At 52.6% G+C, this 21477-nt stretch carries 23 protein-coding genes; 22 read left to right on the plus strand and 1 reads right to left on the minus strand.

What is annotated here, in order from left to right; genetic code table 11:
- From QZ170_RS03910 to QZ170_RS03950, 9 genes are all read left to right on the plus strand, one after another.
- A partial coding sequence (locus tag QZ170_RS03910) for a hypothetical protein (RefSeq protein ID WP_297177419.1) occupies nt 1-688 on the plus strand: 688 nt, incomplete at its 5' end.
- Between the two features lie 55 nt (nt 689-743).
- Complete coding sequence (locus tag QZ170_RS03915; RefSeq protein ID WP_297177422.1) at nt 744-1469, plus strand: hypothetical protein; 726 nt, start codon at nt 744-746, stop codon at nt 1467-1469.
- A gap of 61 nt (nt 1470-1530) precedes the next feature.
- Nucleotides 1531-1896 (plus strand): hypothetical protein, encoded by a 366-nt coding sequence (locus tag QZ170_RS03920; RefSeq protein WP_297177424.1) that lies wholly within the window; start codon nt 1531-1533, stop codon nt 1894-1896.
- 34 nt (nt 1897-1930) lie between these two features.
- Nucleotides 1931-2188 carry a hypothetical protein gene (locus QZ170_RS03925; RefSeq protein WP_297177427.1) on the plus strand — a complete coding sequence of 86 codons (258 nt, stop codon included), beginning with the start codon at nt 1931-1933 and terminating at the stop codon, nt 2186-2188.
- Nucleotide 2189: 1 nt separating this feature from the next.
- The gene (locus QZ170_RS03930; protein ID WP_297177430.1) at nt 2190-2792 is read left to right on the plus strand and encodes a master DNA invertase Mpi family serine-type recombinase; all 603 of its coding nucleotides are present in this window, start codon (nt 2190-2192) and stop codon (nt 2790-2792) included.
- Between the two features lie 246 nt (nt 2793-3038).
- Nucleotides 3039-3644, plus strand: coding sequence for a hypothetical protein (locus QZ170_RS03935; protein ID WP_297177433.1), 606 nt, complete (start codon nt 3039-3041; stop codon nt 3642-3644).
- A gap of 254 nt (nt 3645-3898) precedes the next feature.
- Nucleotides 3899-4138 (plus strand): hypothetical protein, encoded by a 240-nt coding sequence (locus tag QZ170_RS03940; protein WP_297177435.1) that lies wholly within the window; start codon nt 3899-3901, stop codon nt 4136-4138.
- 11 nt (nt 4139-4149) lie between these two features.
- Nucleotides 4150-4368, plus strand: a complete 219-nt coding sequence (locus QZ170_RS03945; RefSeq protein ID WP_297177439.1) for a hypothetical protein — start codon at nt 4150-4152, stop codon at nt 4366-4368.
- Between the two features lie 10 nt (nt 4369-4378).
- Nucleotides 4379-7159, plus strand: coding sequence for a hypothetical protein (locus QZ170_RS03950; protein WP_297177441.1), 2781 nt, complete (start codon nt 4379-4381; stop codon nt 7157-7159).
- A 714-nt stretch (nt 7160-7873) separates the two neighbouring features.
- Here QZ170_RS03950 and QZ170_RS03955 read toward each other — a convergent pair.
- Nucleotides 7874-8020 carry a hypothetical protein gene (locus QZ170_RS03955; RefSeq protein ID WP_297177445.1) on the minus strand — a complete coding sequence of 49 codons (147 nt, stop codon included), beginning with the start codon at nt 8018-8020 and terminating at the stop codon, nt 7874-7876.
- Between the two features lie 179 nt (nt 8021-8199).
- On the opposite strand from QZ170_RS03955, the gene QZ170_RS09115 reads away from it, so the two are divergent.
- The 13 genes from QZ170_RS09115 to QZ170_RS04020 all read left to right on the plus strand — a co-directional run bounded on the left by QZ170_RS09115 (nt 8200) and on the right by QZ170_RS04020 (nt 21446).
- Entirely contained in the window at nt 8200-8523 is a 324-nt protein-coding gene (locus QZ170_RS09115; protein WP_365299922.1) for an HNH endonuclease signature motif containing protein, read from the plus strand.
- Nucleotides 8524-9281: 758 nt separating this feature from the next.
- The gene (locus QZ170_RS03965) at nt 9282-9689 is read left to right on the plus strand and encodes a hypothetical protein (RefSeq protein WP_297177451.1); all 408 of its coding nucleotides are present in this window, start codon (nt 9282-9284) and stop codon (nt 9687-9689) included.
- A gap of 232 nt (nt 9690-9921) precedes the next feature.
- Nucleotides 9922-11352: a terminase TerL endonuclease subunit gene (locus QZ170_RS03970; protein ID WP_297177454.1), complete on the plus strand. Its 1431-nt coding sequence runs from the start codon at nt 9922-9924 to the stop codon at nt 11350-11352.
- A 46-nt stretch (nt 11353-11398) separates the two neighbouring features.
- Complete coding sequence (locus tag QZ170_RS03975) at nt 11399-12649, plus strand: phage portal protein (protein WP_297177456.1); 1251 nt, start codon at nt 11399-11401, stop codon at nt 12647-12649.
- Between the two features lie 54 nt (nt 12650-12703).
- Nucleotides 12704-13369, plus strand: coding sequence for an HK97 family phage prohead protease (locus QZ170_RS03980; RefSeq protein ID WP_297177459.1), 666 nt, complete (start codon nt 12704-12706; stop codon nt 13367-13369).
- Nucleotides 13370-13386: 17 nt separating this feature from the next.
- Complete coding sequence (locus tag QZ170_RS03985) at nt 13387-14487, plus strand: phage major capsid protein (protein ID WP_297177462.1); 1101 nt, start codon at nt 13387-13389, stop codon at nt 14485-14487.
- An 8-nt stretch (nt 14488-14495) separates the two neighbouring features.
- Nucleotides 14496-14795, plus strand: coding sequence for a head-tail connector protein (locus tag QZ170_RS03990; RefSeq protein WP_297177466.1), 300 nt, complete (start codon nt 14496-14498; stop codon nt 14793-14795).
- Nucleotides 14792-15115 (plus strand): head-tail adaptor protein, encoded by a 324-nt coding sequence (locus QZ170_RS03995; RefSeq protein ID WP_297177469.1) that lies wholly within the window; start codon nt 14792-14794, stop codon nt 15113-15115. The genes QZ170_RS03990 and QZ170_RS03995 overlap by 4 nt, the downstream gene beginning before the upstream one ends.
- Entirely contained in the window at nt 15115-15597 is a 483-nt protein-coding gene (locus QZ170_RS04000; RefSeq protein ID WP_297177472.1) for a hypothetical protein, read from the plus strand. The genes QZ170_RS03995 and QZ170_RS04000 overlap by 1 nt, the downstream gene beginning before the upstream one ends.
- A 3-nt stretch (nt 15598-15600) precedes the next feature.
- The gene (locus QZ170_RS04005) at nt 15601-16008 is read left to right on the plus strand and encodes a DUF3168 domain-containing protein (protein WP_297177475.1); all 408 of its coding nucleotides are present in this window, start codon (nt 15601-15603) and stop codon (nt 16006-16008) included.
- A 24-nt stretch (nt 16009-16032) separates the two neighbouring features.
- Entirely contained in the window at nt 16033-16557 is a 525-nt protein-coding gene (locus tag QZ170_RS04010; RefSeq protein ID WP_297177478.1) for a phage tail tube protein, read from the plus strand.
- Entirely contained in the window at nt 16557-17168 is a 612-nt protein-coding gene (locus QZ170_RS04015; protein WP_297177481.1) for a hypothetical protein, read from the plus strand. The genes QZ170_RS04010 and QZ170_RS04015 overlap by 1 nt, the downstream gene beginning before the upstream one ends.
- A gap of 54 nt (nt 17169-17222) precedes the next feature.
- Nucleotides 17223-21446 (plus strand): tape measure protein, encoded by a 4224-nt coding sequence (locus tag QZ170_RS04020; RefSeq protein WP_297177484.1) that lies wholly within the window; start codon nt 17223-17225, stop codon nt 21444-21446.
- Nucleotides 21447-21477: the final 31 nt, after the last annotated feature.

Here is a 21477-nt window from a genome sequence, read left to right on the forward strand (position 1 = left end):
AGAGGAAGGTTCAGAGGAAGGTACAAGTAAGGTTGCGACCAAGGTAGAGGAAGGTTCAGAGGAAGGTACAAGTAAGGTTGCGACCAAGGTAGAGGAAGGTCGTGGGGGGAATATAGGGGGGCTAAAAGCCCCTAAAAAGAAAGAGAAGGAAAAGGGGAAAAGGGAGGCAGAAAATGCGCCCGCCCAAGATCTGAATAAGATGGGATATAGAGAGAGCGCCTATGAGGAGTCTCCAAGTAATGGTATCCTTACTCCCATCCTCTCCATCTACGAGGAGGTGCGCAATGAGTACCCTATCCTACCAGCACCACCACTCTACGACAGCAATATCTTCTATCAAGCCAAAGAGCTGACCGACGCTTGGGGCGGAGGAGGCTTCCGGGATCGATTGGGGAAGGCTCTGCGCCGAGCTTGCGCCTCTACCTTCCTGCGTGGCAAAAAGAACCTCTTCAAGTATGCTTGGCTGACGAAGCTAGCTAATCTCGAGAAGATCGAGGCGGGCAACTATGATGATGACGAGCCCAAGGCGCGGGCCTCATCCTCTGCCTCGACTGCCACCCACTACACTAACGCCGCTTGGCAGGAGGTAGCCCCTCCACCCATCACTCCCGAGCAGCAGGCGCTCATGGATAGAGTCAATAACATGACGATCGAAGACTTCTACAAGCAGGCCTCCTCCCAACCATAATCATCACTACTATCAAGAAATGGATAACCAACTGTTACGCGCCCTGCTATCTGCAATGGAGACAACCAATGTCCGCCCTTTGGCTCGCAGGCGTAGCCTCTTCACCGATCCCGAAGGTTTAGCCTCGGGTGACGTCAGTGACATCGTAGACGCGGTCATGTTCTTAGGATACAAGCAATGTCCGCAGTTCAAGCTGGACAATCACAACCTCTTCGCCTACACCAACGCCGCCCTCTGGGTCGCTGGTCGTAGCGAGATGAAGGCCCTAGACCTACAGGGTAGGGAGCGACAGGGAGATCCCACACGTGGGCTACTCATCCTCGGCGGTACAGGTACGGGAAAGAGTCTGCTAGTACGACTCCTTCGACAGCTTGCCACAGCACTCTCTACCGAGCATCTCATCTACGACACCACCTCCCAGAGAGAGGTGTGGAAGCCCTTCGTTTGGGCTGATAGGCATGCGGTGGAGTACGTCAGCGAGTACAACGCTACAGGTACGATCTCCAGCCAAAATGCTCCAGTGCTCTGTATCCAGGATCTAGGCACAGAGAGCGAAGGATCACACTACGGCAAGCGCTGCAATGTCCTCTCGGAGCTCCTCATCTACCGATACGACAAGCAGGACGCTACCCGCCGTACCAGCATCATCACCTCCAACCTCACCCTCTCTGAAATCGGAGACCCTGCACGCTATGGAGAGCGTGTCCTATCTCGCCTCCTCGAGGAGTGCAACATCTTGCAGTTGGCAGGCCCTGATCGGCGCCGTACGCCGCTCCTATGACGACAAAGGTCACCTCAGGAAGAGAACTCTATATCATTAACAAGTTCATCTTAGCTAAGCAATGAGCAGGAAGCATACACATGTAGGTAAAGAAAACAGAGGGGGGCTAACCAAGTCTCGGGAGACATTCATGCTCTCAGAAGAGGAGATAGCCCTCATCGAACACCGAGTGTTCGATGATCGGATGTTGCTAGAGGACGCTGTCAAGGGCTTCCCTCGGACGGGTCCGATAATAACCTTGGCACTCAAGGATCAAGCCCCAGACATCTACTATAGAGCAATCAGGGAGAGCAAGGTGATACGAAGGGAGCGCCGTAGAGAGATCACGAGCGAGCCGTGGTACGGTGATAGCTGTACCCTCTTCTGGTCTCCCAAGCTGCTTATACAAAGAGGCTACCTCAAGGCCTCTGGAGCAAACAAAGATTAGCTGAGGTCACCACCCACGAGGCAAACAATAAGCAATGAAACGATTATATCTCATCTCCATCCTCCTACTCACTGCTATCTGCACCTCTTGCAATAGCTCACCATACAGAATCGGGCGTGTCATTGGGAAGCACCTCCGTATGAATGGGCGGGATACCACCTATGTAGTAGTCTTTTACTGCGGTGAATGGTTTTGGCAGAAAGAATACTCCGCTGTCGTGGCCAAGGAAGACTACAATAGCGTCCATAAAGGCGACTATGCCGAGTTCAATGTAGAAGCAGGAAAGAAGTAACATGATTTACGGATACATACGAGTTAGCAGTGACAAGCAGACGGTGGAGAACCAGCGCTTCGAAATCACTAACTTCTGTCAAAGGCAAGACATGAAGATCGACGACTGGATCGAGGAGACTATCAGCGGTACGAAGGCCTACAACAAGCGCGAGCTCGGGCGCCTACTTCGCAAGGTAGGTAAGGGCGATACCATTATCTGCTCCGAGCTCTCCCGCCTGGGGCGAAACCTCTTTATGATCATGGAGATCCTCAACATCTGCATGACCAAGGAGTGTCGCGTCTGGACAATCAAGGATAACTATCGCCTAGGTGACGACATCCAGAGCAAAGTCCTCGCCTTTGCCTTCGGGCTCTCTGCCGAGATCGAACGCAACCTCATCAGCCAACGAACAAAGGAGGCACTAGCCCGCAAGCGTGCCGAAGGAGTGACGCTGGGGAGACCTAGAGGAAGCAGGAATACTTCTCACAAGCTCTCAGGCAAAGAAAATTATATACGAAGTGCACTGAGTAACGGAGTAAGCAAGAGCACAATATCTAAACGCTTGCACGTTAGTCGTAGCACCCTATATATCTATATCAAGGATAATCTTGTAGGAGTATAATAGACATATTTGCTGTCTCCGACTACCTAGAGCTGACAGGACGTATGCATGAAGGCGAGAGCCTCGAGGAGTACCTCCTACGTGAAAGTCCAGACTTCATGTTAGCAAAGCGCGCCCTTGGGCTCATCGAAATTCCCGAGGAAGATCTCAATCCAGACCGACGCCGTGCGCCGCTCCTGTAGGGACTAGTCACTATCAGAACAATAAAAAGAAGACGATATAACACGTAACTAAACAACAACGAGTATGAACAGACTTTTCAATGTGGAGACACTTAACAGGCTCTCCATGGAGTGTCACGAACGAGCAAAAGATAAAGGCTTTTGGGATGCTCCTCATAGCATCGGTCACCACCTGATGCTGGCGTTCGGAGAGCTTCACGAGGCTATAGAAGCCGACCGCTTGGGGAAGTGGGCAAAGCTCACGCTCGAGCAGATCGAGGAGCTTCGAGGCCTCAAGGGAGCAGCGTTTGCACAAGCATTCCTGCGGATGGTCAAGGACTCCGTGGAAGACGAGATATCCGACGCCGTTATCCGCTTGCTTGACCTACTGGGCTGGTTGCTCAAGAGAAAGCGCACGACAGAACTCCTAACCGAGAGCGACCTCAATAGAGTGTTTGCAGTTCTCGACACGACACGCCCAGACGAGGAACTCACGCATCTTCTTTTGCGCATCGTGGCAGATACCTCTGGATATTGGAGGTTGGGGCTTCTTCGTGATAAGGGTATCCTCTACGCCATCAAGAGCCTCGAACAACTCTCCGACCACCTCGGTATCGACCTTATGACGCACATCGAGCTGAAGATACGCTACAACTCCACCCGACCGCATCTTCATGGCAAGAAGTACTAATTCAAACTAAGCGTACAATCAGTCCCTAGGGATACCCACAAGAGATAAGTCACCTGATCACCTTCAGATCCTCGAGGAAGAAATGCAACTGCACATCCGTAGCCCCACGACCATAGTCGTATTATTTGGTAGAATTATTTTTTAGTCATACCTCCCGCCCCCTGCACCATCAGGTAGAGGTGCTACCACTCTGCACTCCCTTGGTGCAGGGGGATGACGGAGGCAGTCTCAACCCTTTAACTCCTATCTTGCTTATGTCCAAGAAAACGACAGACGGCTGGCCGGAAAAAACGACAGACTGGTCATTCCTATCATTCGTCAGCCTCATCCTCTGCATCTTCCTATTCTCCCTGGGAATTGCATTATGGGCTCTCAGTACTCTCGTTCATTCCTCATGGATGAACGTGGTGTCCTGCATCCTCCTCGGCCTTCAGAGCCCCTCCCTCTTCCTTTGGCTCTACTGCACTAGGAAGGATAACTCTAGAACCCTCTAACACCAAGACTTATGTCTTTCCTAACGATCGCAGGCCTTGTCCTGCTAGCCGTGTGGCTCTGCTTCCTGGCAGTCATTTTTTTTTCGAAGAGTAGCGACTTCTACTCCCAAGGATATCGGGAAGGCCGACGCCACGGGTGGGAATGGGGGTACCGCCGAGGTTGGGATGATGCCCAAGCCAACGCCCGCCCCTCCAGATACCAAAGGCCGTCCGACAGACCCAATAAGTAACGACAACAACATGGCTATACCCAAACCTAAGGAGGTCGATTACAAACAATATGTCGCAACCTTCATGGATAGCAGCGATGAACCGCATCGCTGGATCCTCATCATCTCCTATCCAGACGCGGAGGAAACGCACCATCATCCCCACCGTAAGGAGGTGAGGCTCGGTGTCCCACCTGTAATGTTGAACATAGAGCGAGAGAGCGCTCTAAGCCCAATCGCGGAGGGGCGGCTCTCGTTCAGCCTTCTTCAGGAGGAGCAGGCAGATGCAGGCCGCCACTTTGACTACCGCCACTTGATGCAATCTCCCGAAGGGAGTGTGTCCGTGGCGCTCCTACGTCTCCCATCCTCTGTTCAGATCACGAGTACAGAGGATCTACTCCGGATCCCCGACGAGCCCGGACTCTATCTTAGCGATACATGGGAGCGAGGCTGGTGGCGGGGCACCCTAGACCCCGAGAGCTACCGAGAGCCTGCTAGTCAGCATTCAGGCTACCTAGTAGCCTTCGAGGCTTGTGACTTCGGTAGGCTAAAGCGGATAGAGCTTAGGGCTGGAGATGAGCGGATGCAGGGCTTCCTTCCCCGAATGGAGCTCACAGAGTTCATCGCCTCACTAGTATCACTCGCCCTGTCCGATCCCGAATGGGCGTACATCTATAGTTCCGACTCCATTGCTCGGGAACATGGTAGGAGCTATGTCGTCAAAGGACTCATGGCATGGTGCGCTGACCACTTCACCGATTGGAAGAATGAACTGTTCGTAGAAACAGCCCCATTCCTTTCGGATGAAGAAAAGCCAATCACGGCCTTTGAGGCGCTAGATCGTGTACTCAGAGCCTTCACACTCTCTATAGAGCAAGCGGAGGGAAACTGGGTCATCACGGATCCCTCGACACTCCAAAGTGCGGAGGAGGGGAAGTATAACTTCTCTACGCAGAATGAAGATGCCTATCTGGATCTAGTGCCTGAGGATCTAGTGCCTCTAGGCGCTGATGGAGAACTGTCCGCTCTACCCGCTCGGGGGTCACTGACGCTAACGACAGAGTCCCATCTGTCAGACGCTATACCCGCATTCTCCTTCCCTAAGATGGAGAACCCAGGGAAGTGGAGGCTGGTCCCTCGTGCAGATACTAGACTCAGGATCCCTGCTTGGCGCTATCGAATGAATGGCCTAGAGAATTTTGATTGGACCATTTCTGGAGGTGACCGGGTGGAGACAGAGGCCTTATCTCTGGGAGAAGATCGGGATCTATATACCGTGGTATGGAACCCATGGAGCATTCATGGGCGGATCGATGCTCCGTCGATTCAAAATGGTCAACACACGGTAGATGAGTGGAGCATATTCCGTACAGACGAGGCTAGCTGGGAGTATGCTCCAGATACAGGAGTATACATGAATAGGGCTCTGAGGGCCGTTCATGAGAACGGAAATATCGAGCTCCTCACCTTCCGTGATAGAGCAGGGTGGCACTATGTCTGTGTAAACTCCTTCGCAATTACAACGATCATCCCAGAGCCAAAGCTAATTGGATACACAGCGTATCTAATGGCTGTTCGGGATGACCTAAACTCATCACTAGATACGAAGGGGCGTTCATTGACGGATAAGGCATGGAGCTTCTCCGTACCAAGAGTCGCCGACACAGAAGGGATGGGTCTACGGCTGGATCTCCCCTTGATGGTCTCAATGGGGCAAGATCTCTATCAAGAGCACACAGACAAGACCCATTTCACTATCCCCATATCAAGCACGGGCCCCTATGGGAGAGAATACGATCGAACCGAGTATCTAAATGAGGCTCGGGATAATCTGGCGCGTATCCAAGAATTCACAGATGTGGTTACGGGCTGTCGGATCTACTTCTCTCTAGTTGCTCGAGGGGACCAGGACTCCGACCCAGTTCAGTCCCTTGGGATCAGTGTACGTAAAGAGGAGCTCTCGTGGAGTGATGGTGAGAATACGACTCGTCTCCCCTACCTCTCTTATGGCTCTATGAGTAAGGAGGGACGTCTCAAATGGGGCGCTAGCTGGAACCATCCGAACATCGGTCAGGATGAATATCTAGGAGAAGGCCTGCACATACCGCTCCCTCCTAAGCCGTTCACTCGACTAGAGCTCACAATCTATCAGTCGCCGAAGTTCTACAAGCTGCAGGGTGGACAGTCCGTCGCCACGCACTTTCAGGGGTGGCACCTATGGAGCGTGCCAAGTATCATAGCCCTGCAAGCACCAGCTCTTTGGGTGGCAGACCCTCTTGGCCGTCGTGGTCAGGATCTTGCTCCAGATCGGAAGGAACGCTATCGCTTCACCCCTAGTACAGATGAGGATATAGAGGAGACTCTTCACCTCTCCGATGGGACAGGTCTGACAAAGCTATCTCCCAGTATCGTGCGCACAGCTGATGGGGTAGCACTCAAGGATCGAGAGCGTAAGTCTGAGGATGCCTTCACTCAGTATACTCTAGCTGGGTATCGAGCCGAGTGTTTCGGTGCACTCTATGGAGCTCTTCCTGCTCGAGGCTTTGAACTGACGGGGACATTCCGCTACCGCTCTAAGATCTCTCGAGCTAAATATATGGAGCTTGACTGGCTGGCTGTATCTCGTGAGATCGATATCCAACAGATGTCAGAGAAGGGCACATATCATTTGTTGCGCCCCGCCTCGTCCGTACGACAAGAGAGCCTCATCCCTGAGGTTATCAAGGGGTACCAATATCGAGGAGAGACATATGATACATCTTCACCTCGTTATGTCGATCGTGGACACCGCCCGCCCTCAAGGCGTTGGTAAGTCTCGCCGTTCTCGTCCTACTCCTAGTGCAGATCCCAGAACTCCGATCTTCTTGCAGATTTGTGCAAAGGAGCTAGGCGTTGAGTGCGTTCCTGAGTATCGATTTCACCAGACAAGGCTATGGCGCTTTGACTATGCGTTTCCGATCCAACGCATCGCCCTCGAAGTCGAGGGTGGCGTTTGGACGGGAGGCAGACACACAAGTGCTCGTGGCTTTCTCGGAGATATTGAGAAATATAACGAGGCAACACTTCTAGGCTGGCGACTTTTACGTATCACACCAGCGGATCTCCTTCGTACCTCGACTATGTGCCTACTTAGGCGAGCTATTGAAGCTACTCTCTAGTAAAGGTGCCCACCCTCTTTAATTGGAGGGTGGCACCTTGAGACCCAAAATTCAAGTCGAACTCACACCATTATTCTGCTTTCTCATTTATGCCCACAGATCCCCCCATTCAATGTAGACTCCGTACATGTGTGTCCGAAGATGACGCTCAAGAGTTAAGGCGTCTTCGTAAGGTATTCGGATTTCGCAGCGACTACCATCTTTTCAAGTCTTCTGTACTCTTGGTGTTGCGCTTGCTACAAAAAGCGGAGCGTAAGGGGATGGAGATGGATGAAGAGACCATCGAAGAAGCCTTTACCGCCCTAAGTGACTGGGAAGCACCTGAACTAGGGAAGCGCCCTAAGAGGGGGAGCAGGGAGGCTTCACTACTACACCTTTTGTTCGGGATTGATAATGCACCTGTCGAAGATAAGATAGAGGGGAAATCCGCCCCAGAACCTCGTCCTGAGGTACAGGAATGGTATGAGAGGTTTACCAAACACCATTATCAGCGCCTTCATGATATGTTTGCTCATCGTATTCCCAGACCGACAGCCGACGGTATGACCCCTCTTGACCTATTTCACGAGACACTCCTTCGTCTCTGCTTCCCTCCTGAAGATATCGTTAATTGGGATGATTATCAGCGCTGGGCCCTTCGCAAGTTCCATCAAGTAGAATGAGACGACATCGTACACGCGACTACGCCCGTCTGATGAATAGCAGGGCATGGCGTCGATTGAGACTGACATACCTATCACAGCATCCTCTATGTGAGGATTGCCTACTTGTCGATCGCACCACCCCAGCACAGGAAGTCCATCATATACGCCCCATAGAGAGCGCTGCTGGACGTCCAGAGGAGATGAAGGCTCTTGCACTCGATCCTGGGAACTTACGTGCACTCTGCACTTCTTGCCATCAAGAAGCGCACCGACTGCTCGCTTCATCTAGCAAAGCTGTAGCGAGGGAGCGAGCCAAGGAAGCCCTAGACTCCTTCGTCTCCCATTACCTAACTGATCCACCACCTATTAAATGATGTAGATATTTGTTAGTATGACTTGCTTTCTCTACCTTTGCCCCTGCATGGCAGGCGGGGTAACGTATGCCTGCCAGCAGGGGAAGGAAGAAGTTTAGGACTTTGATATCGTGAATGTCACGATCCACTTCCCGAACTTAATCCTAATACTAATGCTCGTTCGCATGACTTGAAGTATTAGGAGTTTTAAGTTAAAGGGGTGAGGCCTTCGGGCTTTGCCCCTTTTCTCTTAGGTACTAGGACTTTCCTTGTACCCGTCCAAAAGTTCCGTTATCAAGTGGCTCGCTTGCCTCTGTTTCCCATCCCTTTTGTACTACAAAGATACGAAAAATATACGTACTAACCAAATATAATCAATTCTTTCTCAGATACTTACGATGATTTTTAAGCAAGGGGGGGGAGGGTGTTTTTTAGGAAAGGGAGGCCCCCTGCATACCACCCCCTGCACCCTCTTTTACGCGTGAGGTCTCAGGGTCCCGTGGGGGTATTTCTGTGCATGGAAGGTTGGGGGGGAGGGAACTATCCCCGGGGGCAGCTAGGTGACAAAGTTGCAAAAAATGCAACCGAGTGGAACGAAAAATAGGCAAGTGTGAGGTGTTGTGGGGACAGATAAATTCGTTTGGGGGGTAAGGGTATGATTCAACTTTACAGGGGAAGCCCCTGCCATTTCAGGGACCAATCGCAGGAATTGCCCAAGGGGCTACTATGGTTGATATCTTTCGTGAACAGCGCTTGTTCACTAATATTTTGATTGAGCTATGAACAAGGACCAGACTATTTCTTTCCTCCGTGAGTGCCTAGAGGCTATCGAATCTTACTCTGCTGCTTTTGAGCCTCTATTAGAAGATCTATCTATGGCGCTACAGGTGCGTGACATGGCTTATCAGAGCCTCATGCAAGACGGTGTTATCGTGGAGGAGCTAAGTCGAGAGGGTGACCCACGAAAGAAGGGGAACCCTGCCTGGCCGATGTTTATCGAGACCAGCAAGGAAGTCCGTGCTAAGCTCACAGCTCTCAACATGACGGTCGCCACTGCGAAGTTTACTAGTGGAGACGAAGTAGATAAGCTAAATCAGATCCTCCTCGAAGCCCTCAATGAGTACACTAAGCCCAAGCGAAGCACAAAAGCTAAAAGCCCAGCTAGTAGAAAGGTTACAAAGGACTAAGATCCCCTACCCTCGCTTCAACAAGCTGGATAAGCGACTCTCCTCCTATATTCGCGCTTGCATCAAGAGTCCCGAACTACATAATATGTATGAGCTCTTCGCCTTGGAGAGCTTTCTTCAAAAGGTCGAGCGCTATACCCTCCGGGACGAGAAGGTCCGCCACTTTATAACTTTTTACGAGCATATCCGGCTCCCAAGCGCCGAGGGTATGGTCTTTTTCCCGCTGACACCAGTGCAGGTTTTCCAATTCACGAATATCTTCTGGTTCTATTATCCTGATGACCCGGATCGGAGGGTGGTGCGTGAGGTGCTACTTTTCGTTCCGCGTAAGTTCAGTAAGACGACTAGCATTGCCACACTTGCCGTCTACGATCTCCTCTACGGAGATGCTAATGCAGAGAGTTACGTCGGTTCAAATAGCTACCAGCAATCGCAGGTCTGCTTTGGAGTGATTAGTAAGATCCTCCGGGCTCTAGACCCCACGCTTCGTCGCTTCAAGATTAACCGTGAGCAGGTATTCAATCGTATGCCTGGAAAGATGTCGATCTCTCGATGTCTTGCCAGCGCTGCCGATCGCCTTGATGGGCTGAATGCTTCACTCGTGATCATTGACGAGTACGCCCAGGCAGAATCGGACGCTCTCAAGGGTGTACTCACAAGCTCTATGGGAGCCCGTCGCAATCCCCTAACCTTCGTGATTACCACCGCCAGCGATAAGTCAGATACTCCATTTATCGAAATGCTAGAGGCTTATAAGTCAATTCTTCGAGGAGAGGCGGAGAATGATGCTATCTTCGCCCACGTCTTTGAGCCTGACGCCTTGGATGAAGAGGGCGACCCGAATACCTGGATGAAGGTACAGCCCCACCTCGGAGTTACCGTACGCCCTGAGTACTACGCCGCTGAATACGAGAAGGCACAGCTTACCGCTGGAGAGATGAAGACCTTCCGAAACAAGCTCCTCAACATCTTTGCTCGAGATGAACGAGAGATGTGGTTGGATCGAGCCACCATCGAGCGTGCCTTTCTCTCTGTCCCCCTAGAACTTCTCCGTGGATCACGGGCTATGTGTGCCGTGGACCTCTCCGTACGAGACGACTTCTCCGCCGTCACCTTCCTCATCTATACCCCGAGTCGTGTCCCTGAGGGGAGGACGACCGTCTGCCCCTTCCACGCTGTGACATACTACTTCTTCCCCCGGGGGCAACTCGATCGCCATGTCAATCGGGAGCTTTATCGCCGATGGGTAGACGCAGGACACCTCCTCCTCTGCGAAGGTGAATCCATCGACTATGCTCAGATAGTGAATCTCATCCTCAGTCAGCCTTTCGCCACCCTAAAGATCGGATACGATCCCTACAAGGCATTGGAGTTTACCAATCTACTCCTCGCTACCCCCGGGGTAGGGAAGGCGAACCTCGAACCTATTCCTCAGACAAATGGGAGCTTCAACACTGCCGTAGACTCCTTTGAGCTTGCTCTCTCCCGTGACCAGATCACCTTCGACCCAAATCCCATCACCGCTTACTGCTTCGCCAACGCCGTAATTGACTCCGACCGCCTCGAGAACCGTAAGCCCATCAAGGCAACGCCCAACGAGAAGATAGACGGTGCTATCACCTGCCTTATGGGCTTCTGGCTCTTTAATCACTATAAGTCATAGGACTGTACGCTATGCCTTCTCCACTCACCAGCTAATCCCTCATTTTATGTTTCTCCTCCAATCCCTCCGTTCGCTCTTCCGTCGTAGTAAAGACTGCCAAAGTTCTTCAGGTTCCTCTTCTCTGGATAACTTCCTCGCTGACTTCGCTCCACGCCGCAACTCCTCCATCTCTACACCAGAGAGTGCTATGGCAATTGCGGCCGTCTATCGCTGTGTGGACATCCTCTCAGGCACTATCGCCTCCCTCGATCTCCAGCATCAGAAGAAAGACCGCAAGGTCTTTATCTACGACGAAACTAGCCCTCTCTCACTCCTTTTCTCAGGTAAGGCTAACGACCGTCAGAACTTCTTCACCTTACTTCAAAATGCGATTATACGCCTGCTCCTTTCAGGTAACGCTTACCTAATGCCTCGCTTCGATCGATCGGGGCAGATCGATAGTCTCATTCTCCTCTCTGAAGGAGCCGTATCGTACGACCCGTTAAGTAACCGTTACCATATCTCTGATCCAGTCTTTGCTATCGCCGGAGACTTTCCAGCTGATGCCATTATCCACCTCAAGAACAAGAGCCTAGATGGGGGCTACACTGGTGTCTCCACTATCCGATACGCAGCCCTTAGCCTCAGCCTCAGCGCCAACGCTGACCGCCAGACCAATGACGGGCTCCTCGCAGGGAACCAGAAATCTGGCTTCCTTGTCGGTGGTAATGAACTCCAAGGAATAGGCGCACTGAGCGAAGACGTTTCTGACCGAATTACAGCCAGGGTGAACCGAGAGATCCAGGCAGGCCAGCGCATCATTCGCCTTTCTGGATCAATGCAGTTCATAGAGAGTAGTATGAGCAACAGCGACGCAGAACTGCTAGAGGTGCGCAAGTACTCCGTCCTTGATGTCTGTCGATTCTTTGGAGTTCACCCTTACATGGTTTTTGCTGATCAAAGCACCAACTATAAGGAGGCCGAGAACTCCCAGATCAACTTTCTCAACCAGACCCTCCGGCCTTTTCTTCGACAGATCGAGCAGGAGTTCACCGACAAGCTCTTGCCACGCTCCCGGCGACAAGCTGAGCGTATTCGCTTCGATCTATCTGCCCTCTTTGCAACGGATCTACGGACTCGCGCCGAGTACGTAAAATCTTTGGTAGAGTCTGGTGTGATGACACCTAATGAAGGAAGGCAATTTGAAGGTCGTGCACCCCTAGATGGAGGAGACACCCTCTTTGTCTCCTGTAATATTGCCCCTATTGACAGCCCTAAGATACGTGGAGATCAGGGAGAGATACCTCTTGAAGAATAGTGGGGCCAAAAGATGGGCCTGTAGGAGTAAGGGTGTATAACTATCCCAAGCAGTATGTCTAAAGATCCTTCAATAGACCACCCAGTAGAAATCCTGCATGAGCGCCGGAGCTTTGATGGCCTAGATACTCGCCCTGCTTTAGGTGATGGTGAGAGCCGCTGTATTGAGGGGCTTGCCATCGTCTACGAAAGAGAGAGTGAAGTCCTCTATGACTGGTGGGAGGATCGCGCCTTCACTGAGATCGTCCACCGTGGTGCTGTTACAGAGGAACTCCTTAGTTCCTCTGACGTTCTCGCGCTCTACGAGCACGACCGCACCAAGCTCCTCGCCCGTAGTACTCATGGTGAGGGTAGCCTCACCCTTTCCATCACCCAGAAAGGTCTCCGGTATTCGTTCGACGCCCCAAAGACCCAGCTCGGAGATGACACTCTGGAGCTCCTACGTAGGGGGGATCTCCGTGCTTCTAGCTTCCTTTTCGGTGTCGGTAAGGGCGACACCCGCTGGGAACAGAGAAGTGATGGATCATGGATCCGCCATATCGACCATTTCTCCTTTCTTGGTGATGTCTCTGTAGTCAGCCAACCTGCCTACCCTCAGAGCACAGCCAACGCTCGAAGTCTCCCTGACTTTCCGCCCTCCGAGGATCCAAAGAAAGAGCCACGCTCGAAGTCTCCCCTCGAAGAGTACGCACTGAAGCGTGCCAATCTCATTTCCCTCTAAATTTATCCCCCCTCCCTATGACAAAAGAACAAGAAGAGCTCCAAAAGTCGCACGCTCGCTTCAAAGAACTACAAGAAGTCCGCAGAGCAGGTAAGCTCACTGAGGAAGAAGAGCGGGAGCTCATTCAGCTCACTGCTGACCTTGAAGAGCGAAGTGTCAATGCCCTGGCACAGAAGGCTCTCCAAGCGATACAAGGCACTGATAGTGCAGAGGCTAACCAAGCCTTCCTCGAGGCTGGTCGTCGTGCTTATAGCACCCATCAAGCAGTCGATGTGGAAGCACGTGCGGCCACACTCTCCCCTCAAGTCGAGGCGGCTCGCCCGACTGTCATCCAAGAAATCTTGCAGCCACTCGAGGCAGAGCTCATCCACACCAAAGTGGGGCTGAAGATCCAGACAGGGGTCCATGGACAACCAGTTTGGCCAGTCTTAGCAGGAGTTAAGGCGACCATCGCAGGAGAGAATGTCGCACTTAGCGATCAGGCTATTAGCCTCGATAAGGTGAGTGCCAAGTCTGAGCGTGTCGGTGTGTATGTTCCTGTCACCATGCAGGCGCTAGGTACGACGAACCTCAATCTCCGCTCGATCACCATTGAGCGCCTAGCACAGGCCGTAGGGGATACTCTTAACACGGCGCTCTTTGCCAAGACCGCCCCAAGCTCCCCCAACAATGGCATCGGCTCCGTACTCGCAGCACCCTATGCTACTCCTCTCACATCAGGGTGGTCTGCCTCGGTCGCCCCTACGATCAAGGAGGTCGTTGCCCTTGAGGCCGAAGTGCTAGGAAAGGAAGTCAAGGTGGACAATAGTACTGCGTACTTCGTACACCCCAAGACCTATTGCATGCTGAAATCGACTCCCATAGAGAAGGGGAACCCCAAGATGATGCTCGAAGATGGGCACATGAACAATCTCCCCGTAATCTCTACCACCTATATCCCTGAGGACGCTATCCTCTTCGGGACCTTGTCCTATGCGGTGCTTGCTCACCACGGAAATGGTGATCGCTTCTATGCTCAGTACAACGGAGTGTATGATAGGATTGACTTCACCCTCAACGGTGATTACTCCATCACAGTGCTCCGCCCAGAGGCATTTGCCGCCATCAAGCGTAAGTAGTACCCCTTATGCCCCGGTACCTAACCCTCCCCGAAGCTAAGAAACACCTCAACGTAGACCACGATGAGGATGATGGCTTTATCGTCGAGCTCCTTGATGTAGCTGAAGATTTCCTCTCGAACCTCCTCCATCGGCCGCTCTATGCAGTTGAGGAATCAGATGGAACTCTTCCCCCTGCTCTTCGACATGCTCTGAGGATGATAGTCGCTCGTCTCTATGCAGATAGGGAGGGGTATCGGTCTGGGCGCATGACGGAACTCCCTTTTACCATTCCAGCCCTCATCAGCCCTTACAGGATAGAGCGATGAACGCAGGAGCCTTTACCCACCGCATTACCTTCATTAGCTCCGTACGTATTCAGAGCGCATCTGGAGCTGTACGCGACGAACGACAGGAGGCCTTTCACACCCGAGCCTTCCTTAAGACATTGCGTCCAACCTTCAATAAGAATGGATTGCAGGCCCAGGAAGTCGTAGACCCTAGCTCACTTGTCTTTGTAGTACGAGACGACAGGCGCCTCACCGCTTGTCGCTGGCTCCGCTGGCGCGCTGACATCTACAGCATCGTCCTCCTCAAGCCTCTGCCCGATCGTACGGTCGAAGTTACCGCCCGATATGTAGACGAGTAATGCCCGAAATTGTCAGCATCACCGGTCTATCCGAGGTAAAGGGCTTCCTAGAGCGGCTCAAGTTCGCTCCAAGCCCTGAGAGGCTTCGTGAGCCCTTCTTTCGGGCTGCAGAACTCTACCAGCAGGACGTCCGCTTGACGCTCCCGGCCTTATATCGCCCTCCGAGTCGAAACGGACATAGACCACGAGGCAACCTAATTCGAGGGCTTCGTAGGCGTATGCCCCGAAGGAGTAGAGGGGGACGCATCAGCCTTTCCGTGGGCTTCTACTACGTGGACGGACGCATGCCTTATAGCGAGAGCAAGGCTGCTAACCATGCTCATCTCATTGATCAGGGCACCGCCGATCGCTACACTCAGGCAGGAAAGTATCGGGGGCATGTCACTCCGACATTCTTCTGGACGGGGGCGAAGCAGCGTCAGAGATATAGAGCTCAGTCCCTCCTTGTGAAGGGTATATTCCGTACTCTATCAAGTATCTAAGGTATGTACGTCGATTCTAATCGTAAGTGGCGATCCGCTCAGTGGGTACGCACTCAGCTCCTTTCCTCCGAAGATCTTCGAGTCCTTGTCGGAGAGAAGATATTCCCTCTCATAGCTCCAGAAGGTACGGAAGGCGACTTCATCACCGTCACCCGAACAGCCTATGGGCGTGAGTATGACAAGACGGGTGATGCCCACAGCATCACCACTGTTACCGTTCTCTGTGTCTCGGACGACTACGACCGAAGTCTTCAGCTTTCAGAGCTCGTTGATGCTGTTCTTGACGGAGGACGTAACGACGATATTGGCAAAATCTTCGGGTCCAGCTCTACCTCCGCCACTCTTGACACCAGCGAAGAGTACTTCCTGGACGGCAAGATAGTCCAGTCCCTCACTTTCGCTATTTCCTAATTCTCTAACCCCTAATCCAACATTATGCCTTCTCCAGCAACACCTCAGAAGTTCGATAAGAACAAAGACCTCATCAAGGGCGAACTGACGATGGTCTTCCTCAACGGGCTCCTGTTTGCCTATGCTAAGAAAGATGACTTCAAGTTCTCTCCCAGCCAGATTGACGTTGCCAGCAAGCTCTCGGGCAAGTTCGACGACAAGATGGGAGGTAAGAACGAATGGTCACTCTCTGTAGAAGCCCTCCTCTCAACGACCAAGGGACACATGTCCTACGACGCTCTAGAGCATATCGCCGCTAGCGGTAAGGCTGTTACTTTCGAACTAGCTCGGGTCACTGTAACCGACAACAATGGCGAACGTACAGCCACCAAGGGGGATGTCCTACGTAAGGGGCGTGTCACCGTCAGCGATCTCTCCAGGAGCAGTCAGAATGGTGAGTATGAGACTCTGTCTTGTACGCTCAATGGCTCGGGACCTCTCCTGACGGGGTCTGGTAAGGAAGTAGGCAGCGCCGAAGCACTTACCGAAGCAGGCATCACCCTCGAATAATGGATGCCCTTCGCCTCCGCGTAACGCTCCGTGCGGTTCTCCTCTTTGAGAGGCTCTCCGCACGGAGTTTTGCATCTTTAGATCTACAGGATCCAGACGATGTCGAGCTCCTCATCTACACCCTGCAACGAGATGCCACTCCAGAAGGTAGCCGTCTACCTTTCGATGTCTGGAGGAATGTACTCAAGAGCCCCGATGTATCGGAGACTTACTATACAGCATTAGGTAAGGCTCTCGAAGAGTTAGGCGAATTTTCCCTTATGGGAGGATCCGGCGAAGAGGCTGAACTATCGGAGAGACCCGATGACGCTCCCTCCTTCACCGAAATAGCTACTCAGCTCATCATCGAAGGGGGGATTAGCCCAGACTACGTAATGGATCGGCTCGAACTCTGGGAGCTCCCAGCCTTGCTCCAAGCCCTCGAGGGGCACAAGCGGGAAGGATTAGAGTATACTCGTCTTTTCACTTGGCTTTCTATGCTCCCACACCTCGCTCAAGATGCAGCCGAAAGTCCCGAGAAGATTCTTCCTTTCCCCTGGGACGAGGCAGAGCGTTCTGCAGAACGCTCCGCCGTACTTGACATCCTCCGAGGAGCTACCTATACCCCATAGATCAGCATACCCTCATCTCACCTACTCATAAGCGAATAGCTCTGCACTATAGCAATGGCCAACAATCTCTCCTTCTCCGTTCGTCTAGAGCTTCTAGCGGACAAGTTCCGCCAGCAGGCCGAAGGCGCTAAGAATGCCCTGCGAGGTATTCAGTTCCAAGCCATAGCAATGGCTGGGGCTCTTGGTGCTGGCATCTCATCGCTCTCAGGGCTCTTCTCATCACTTGTTTCCACGGCTCGTGAAGCGGGCCGTGCTCGTACCACTCTTCGTAATGTTAGTGCTGATGCGCGCGAGTACGGGCAGAGTCTACGCTTTGTCTCTGAGCTATCAAATAAGTATGGCACCGATCTCATCGGTCTCACGGAGGCCTTTGCTAAATTCAAGGCAGCCGCCACGCCTGCAGGCGTTGCTATAGCTGAACAGGAGCGTATCTTCGCTAATATCTCCAAAGCGATGACATCCTTTGGCATATCAGGAGGGGAGGCAACCCTTACAATGGCTGCCATCACACAGATGATGGGGAAGGGAAAGATTTCCAGCGAGGAGCTACGCCAACAGCTGGGCGAGCGCATTCCTGTCGCAATGCAGGCCATGGCAAATGCTGCAGGTGTATCAGTTGGACAGCTCGACAAGCTTTTGAAGGAAGGTAAGCTCCGGAGCTCCGAGATTATGGGCAAGTTCTCCGATGAGCTGGCTAAACTCAGTGGTGAGACCTCGACAGATAACCTCGAGGCTAGTCTCGGGCGCTTGAAGAATGCCTTTTCCGATCTGGCTGATGCCCTGAGGATTGGTGATCACTTCAAACGAGCCGTAGATATTGTAAGAGGGCTTCTTGAATATCTTCGTACACATCTATCTAACTTCTACATCTGGGCGGGTGCCTTGCTAGCAGGCAAGCTTTGGGGGAAGTTCTCCAATGCCTGGAGTGAGGCTGGTGCTGCTATTCGTGCTAGCCAAGCACAAGCCATCGCCGATGACGCTAGAGCCAAGAGCGTTGCCCAAAAAGCAAAGTCTGATGCCGAGAAGGCCCTCCGTTCTGCCCAGGAGAAGGTCGCACGTGCTGAAGCAGCACTAGAGAAGGCTACTGCTCCCACAAAGTCCGAGACGAACCGCATAGTTAAGGCGCAAGCGTCTGGTGACAAGGGATTTTCTTCCGCCGTGGCAAACCTCAGTAAGGCACAAGCTGAGTACCGCCAACTCACAGCTCTCCACCAGTCCTACTTACGTGGACTGGAAGCCTCCGAGCTAGAGGTGGCAAAGCGTCTAGCCGTTGCTAAGCAAACTCTTGCAACTGCCCACGCTGGTGGTGATGCAAAGACGATCTCTGAAGCCAAAATAACCTATGATAAGGTTTTAGCTGAAGCCTCTCGACTTCACGCCCGGAATACAGCAATCCGTGAGCAAGCCGAGATCCGATACGCTTTCAAGGCTGACGAGCTGCAGAAGAAAATTGCTATCAGCGGACAGGCTCTCAACGAAGCCCAGTACAGACGTCGTGAGCTCCTAGCCGAAGCCCACAGCAAGAATGAAGAGCAGAGGCAGAAGCGTCTCGCCTCCCTACAAGCAACCCTTGACCGAGAGCGTGCAGCCCTAGCTGCTCGAGCTACATCCGTCCCGACGTCCGCTGGTAGCATGTCGGGCGTGGGTAATGCCCAGCGAGCTACACAGTTCGCTGGTCAGCTTTCTTTCCAACGTCAGTCTGCCAGCATTGTGGCGAGTCAAGAGCAGGCCGCTGTTTCCACCGTTTCTCTTTGGACACGTACCACGACTACCTTCCGTGTTCTTTGGGCTTCGGCTGTAGCTACGGTTCGTAGCCTCCTCTCTACCCTTGTACCCATGGCGATTATCGGTGCTATCACAGCCGTTGTCACAGCTATGGTCGATTGGTACAACAAGCAGAAGGAGATCAATGGACTTCAAGACCAATATCTGGCAAAGCAGAAGGCCTTAACCTCCACTCGGGGTGATGAGGCTATCCAGATTCTTCGACTCTTCGATCTATACAAGAGCCTACATGGCAAGCTCGAAGAGCAGAAGACCGTACAGCACCAGTTAGAGAGGAGTCTAGGCCTTCAGGAGGGGAGCCTAGACCGCATTGCTGGTAAGTATGACCAGATTCGATCTATAGTAGACAAGATCGTACAGCTTAAGGATATCGACCGGCAGATCGACTTCTATAGTGAGACTAGTAAGGATAGCCGTAAGCCTCAACAAGAGCTCTATGAATACCACCTAGAGCGTGGTGGGAAGACGCTCAGTGCCGATCAGCAGAGTGCCGTCCGTAGTGTCATTGCCCGCTATGCTACAGCCACAAAAGAGGAGATGTCTGCATGGATGCGTGAGACCTATGCTCGTGTCGGATCTAGCTGGGATCCAGCCAAGGATAAAGCAGCTCTTCTGAATACTATCCATCGTAGCCTCCGGGGGAGTTGGGCGACGAAGGCCGAGCAATCCTTCTACTACAGTGCTGCCAATAAAGGTAATACCTTTTCTGACCTCAAGGATGCAGGAACGCGTGCTTTCATCGGTCAAGATGCAGAAGCAAAGATTCAAGAACTTCAGGTCAAGCGCCTGCGCATCGAGGGGGAAGCAAATGCTGCTGTCAAGGAGATAGGCGGAAGATTTCAAGGGCAAGGATCTGCTACTAGTAGTGGAGAGGTGGATAAGAAGGGTAAGAAGTCTGATCTCGAACGAGCCCGAGAGGCTGCTGCGAAAGACTTACAGGAGGTCGAGAACAAGCGTACAGCACAGCTCTACAAGAGTACCGACGACTATCGACTTGCCCTAGATAAGGTTGCCCAGACTCACACTGAACGCTTGGCATCTCTCCTAGGTGCTCGATCCTTGGAGGACGAGCAATACAAGAGGCTCCAAGGGCTCCTTCTTACCGACCGAGATCTCATAGAAGAGAAGCAAAGGAGCGCTACCGAGCTCCGAGCGCTCTCCGCTAAGGTATCCGCCGGTATTGCTAGCGAAGACGACCTTCGCAACGCCCGTGCAGACCGAGCCAAGGCAGAACTTTCGGCTCTCATCGCCTCAGGCCGTGAGCTTGATGCCTCCGATGCCTATGTCCAAGCCAGGCTCTCCGAGATAGCCGAAGTGTCTGCTATCGCCTCCCTACAGCGTGAGTACACCCATCAGACAAAAATCCTTACTCTGGAGCGTACCGAAGGCGTCTTATCAGAGGAGGAGTACCATAAGGCTCTCGCTGAACTCATCGCATCCACTCGTCGAAAGATCGTCTCCACCGAGACCTCCACCTCAGGTGAGGAGATCCGAAAGATCCAGCTATCAGAAGAATTGCAGAGAGATCTTCAAAAGCTTACCCCTAGCCTTTTACCCTCACGCAAGAGCCGTGATACGACGCTTGACTACAAGAAGACAGAACTTGACAAGCGAAAGGATGAGAAAGAACTCCTTGATGAGTATATCGGCCAGCTAGAGAAAGCCCAGAAGGCTGGACTAGAGGTTGGAGAAGCCTTGCAGAAGGCACAAGCCGAAGCCAAGACACTTGGGCAGGCTGTAAAGCTAGCAGAGCTCTCCGAGGATCTCAAGAAGTATCAGAAGGCCATCGCTGACAAGACCCTCTCCGGGATCAAGGCCGTCGCTCAAAGCGCTCGCAACCTAAAGGGCGCCTTCGACGGCCTAAAGAAAGCCTTTGACCCCGACGAGAGTGCCAGTGCTTGGGAGCGCTTCTTTGCAGTCTTCGACTCCGCCAGCCAAGGTATCGATACAATCCTTAGCCTCGTCTCTATGGTCCAGGAGCTCACTAAAGCTCGTGAAACTGCTGCCGCCGTAGAGCAGGCTCTCACCGCCCAAAAGATCGCCCAGACGACAGCTGTTACGACAGCTGAGACTACCAGTACAGCCACCGAAGTAGGACTCTCCGCCACCCGTACCGCTGCCACCACTATAGAGACCAAGGCTGACACCATCGGTGCTGCAGCTAAGGTTGCAAAGGCGCATGCCGCCCTTCCCTTTGTGGGCGTTGCTATCGCAGGCGCTATGATCGGTGCCCTAATCGCTACTATTGCCTCTTCAGCCAACAAGGTGCCCAAGTTCGCCAGTGGAGGGATTGTCCCAGGTGGTGATGGTTCCGGAGATCGCGTACTAGCACGTGTCAATCCGGGAGAGCTTATCCTCAATAAGGCTCAGCAGGGACGGTTGGCGAACCACCTCACCAGCGCTAGTGCCCTAAGGGTAGAAGTAGAAGGGCACATCCGAGCTAGAGACATTCTCCAACTTTCCACAGTGGCTACCCGACATAAGACTCGATAAAGTCTATCTCTTCACCTTTTCATTCCCTATC

It is taken from the genome of uncultured Porphyromonas sp. (assembly GCF_905372525.1).
GTDB lineage: Bacteria > Bacteroidota > Bacteroidia > Bacteroidales > Porphyromonadaceae > Porphyromonas.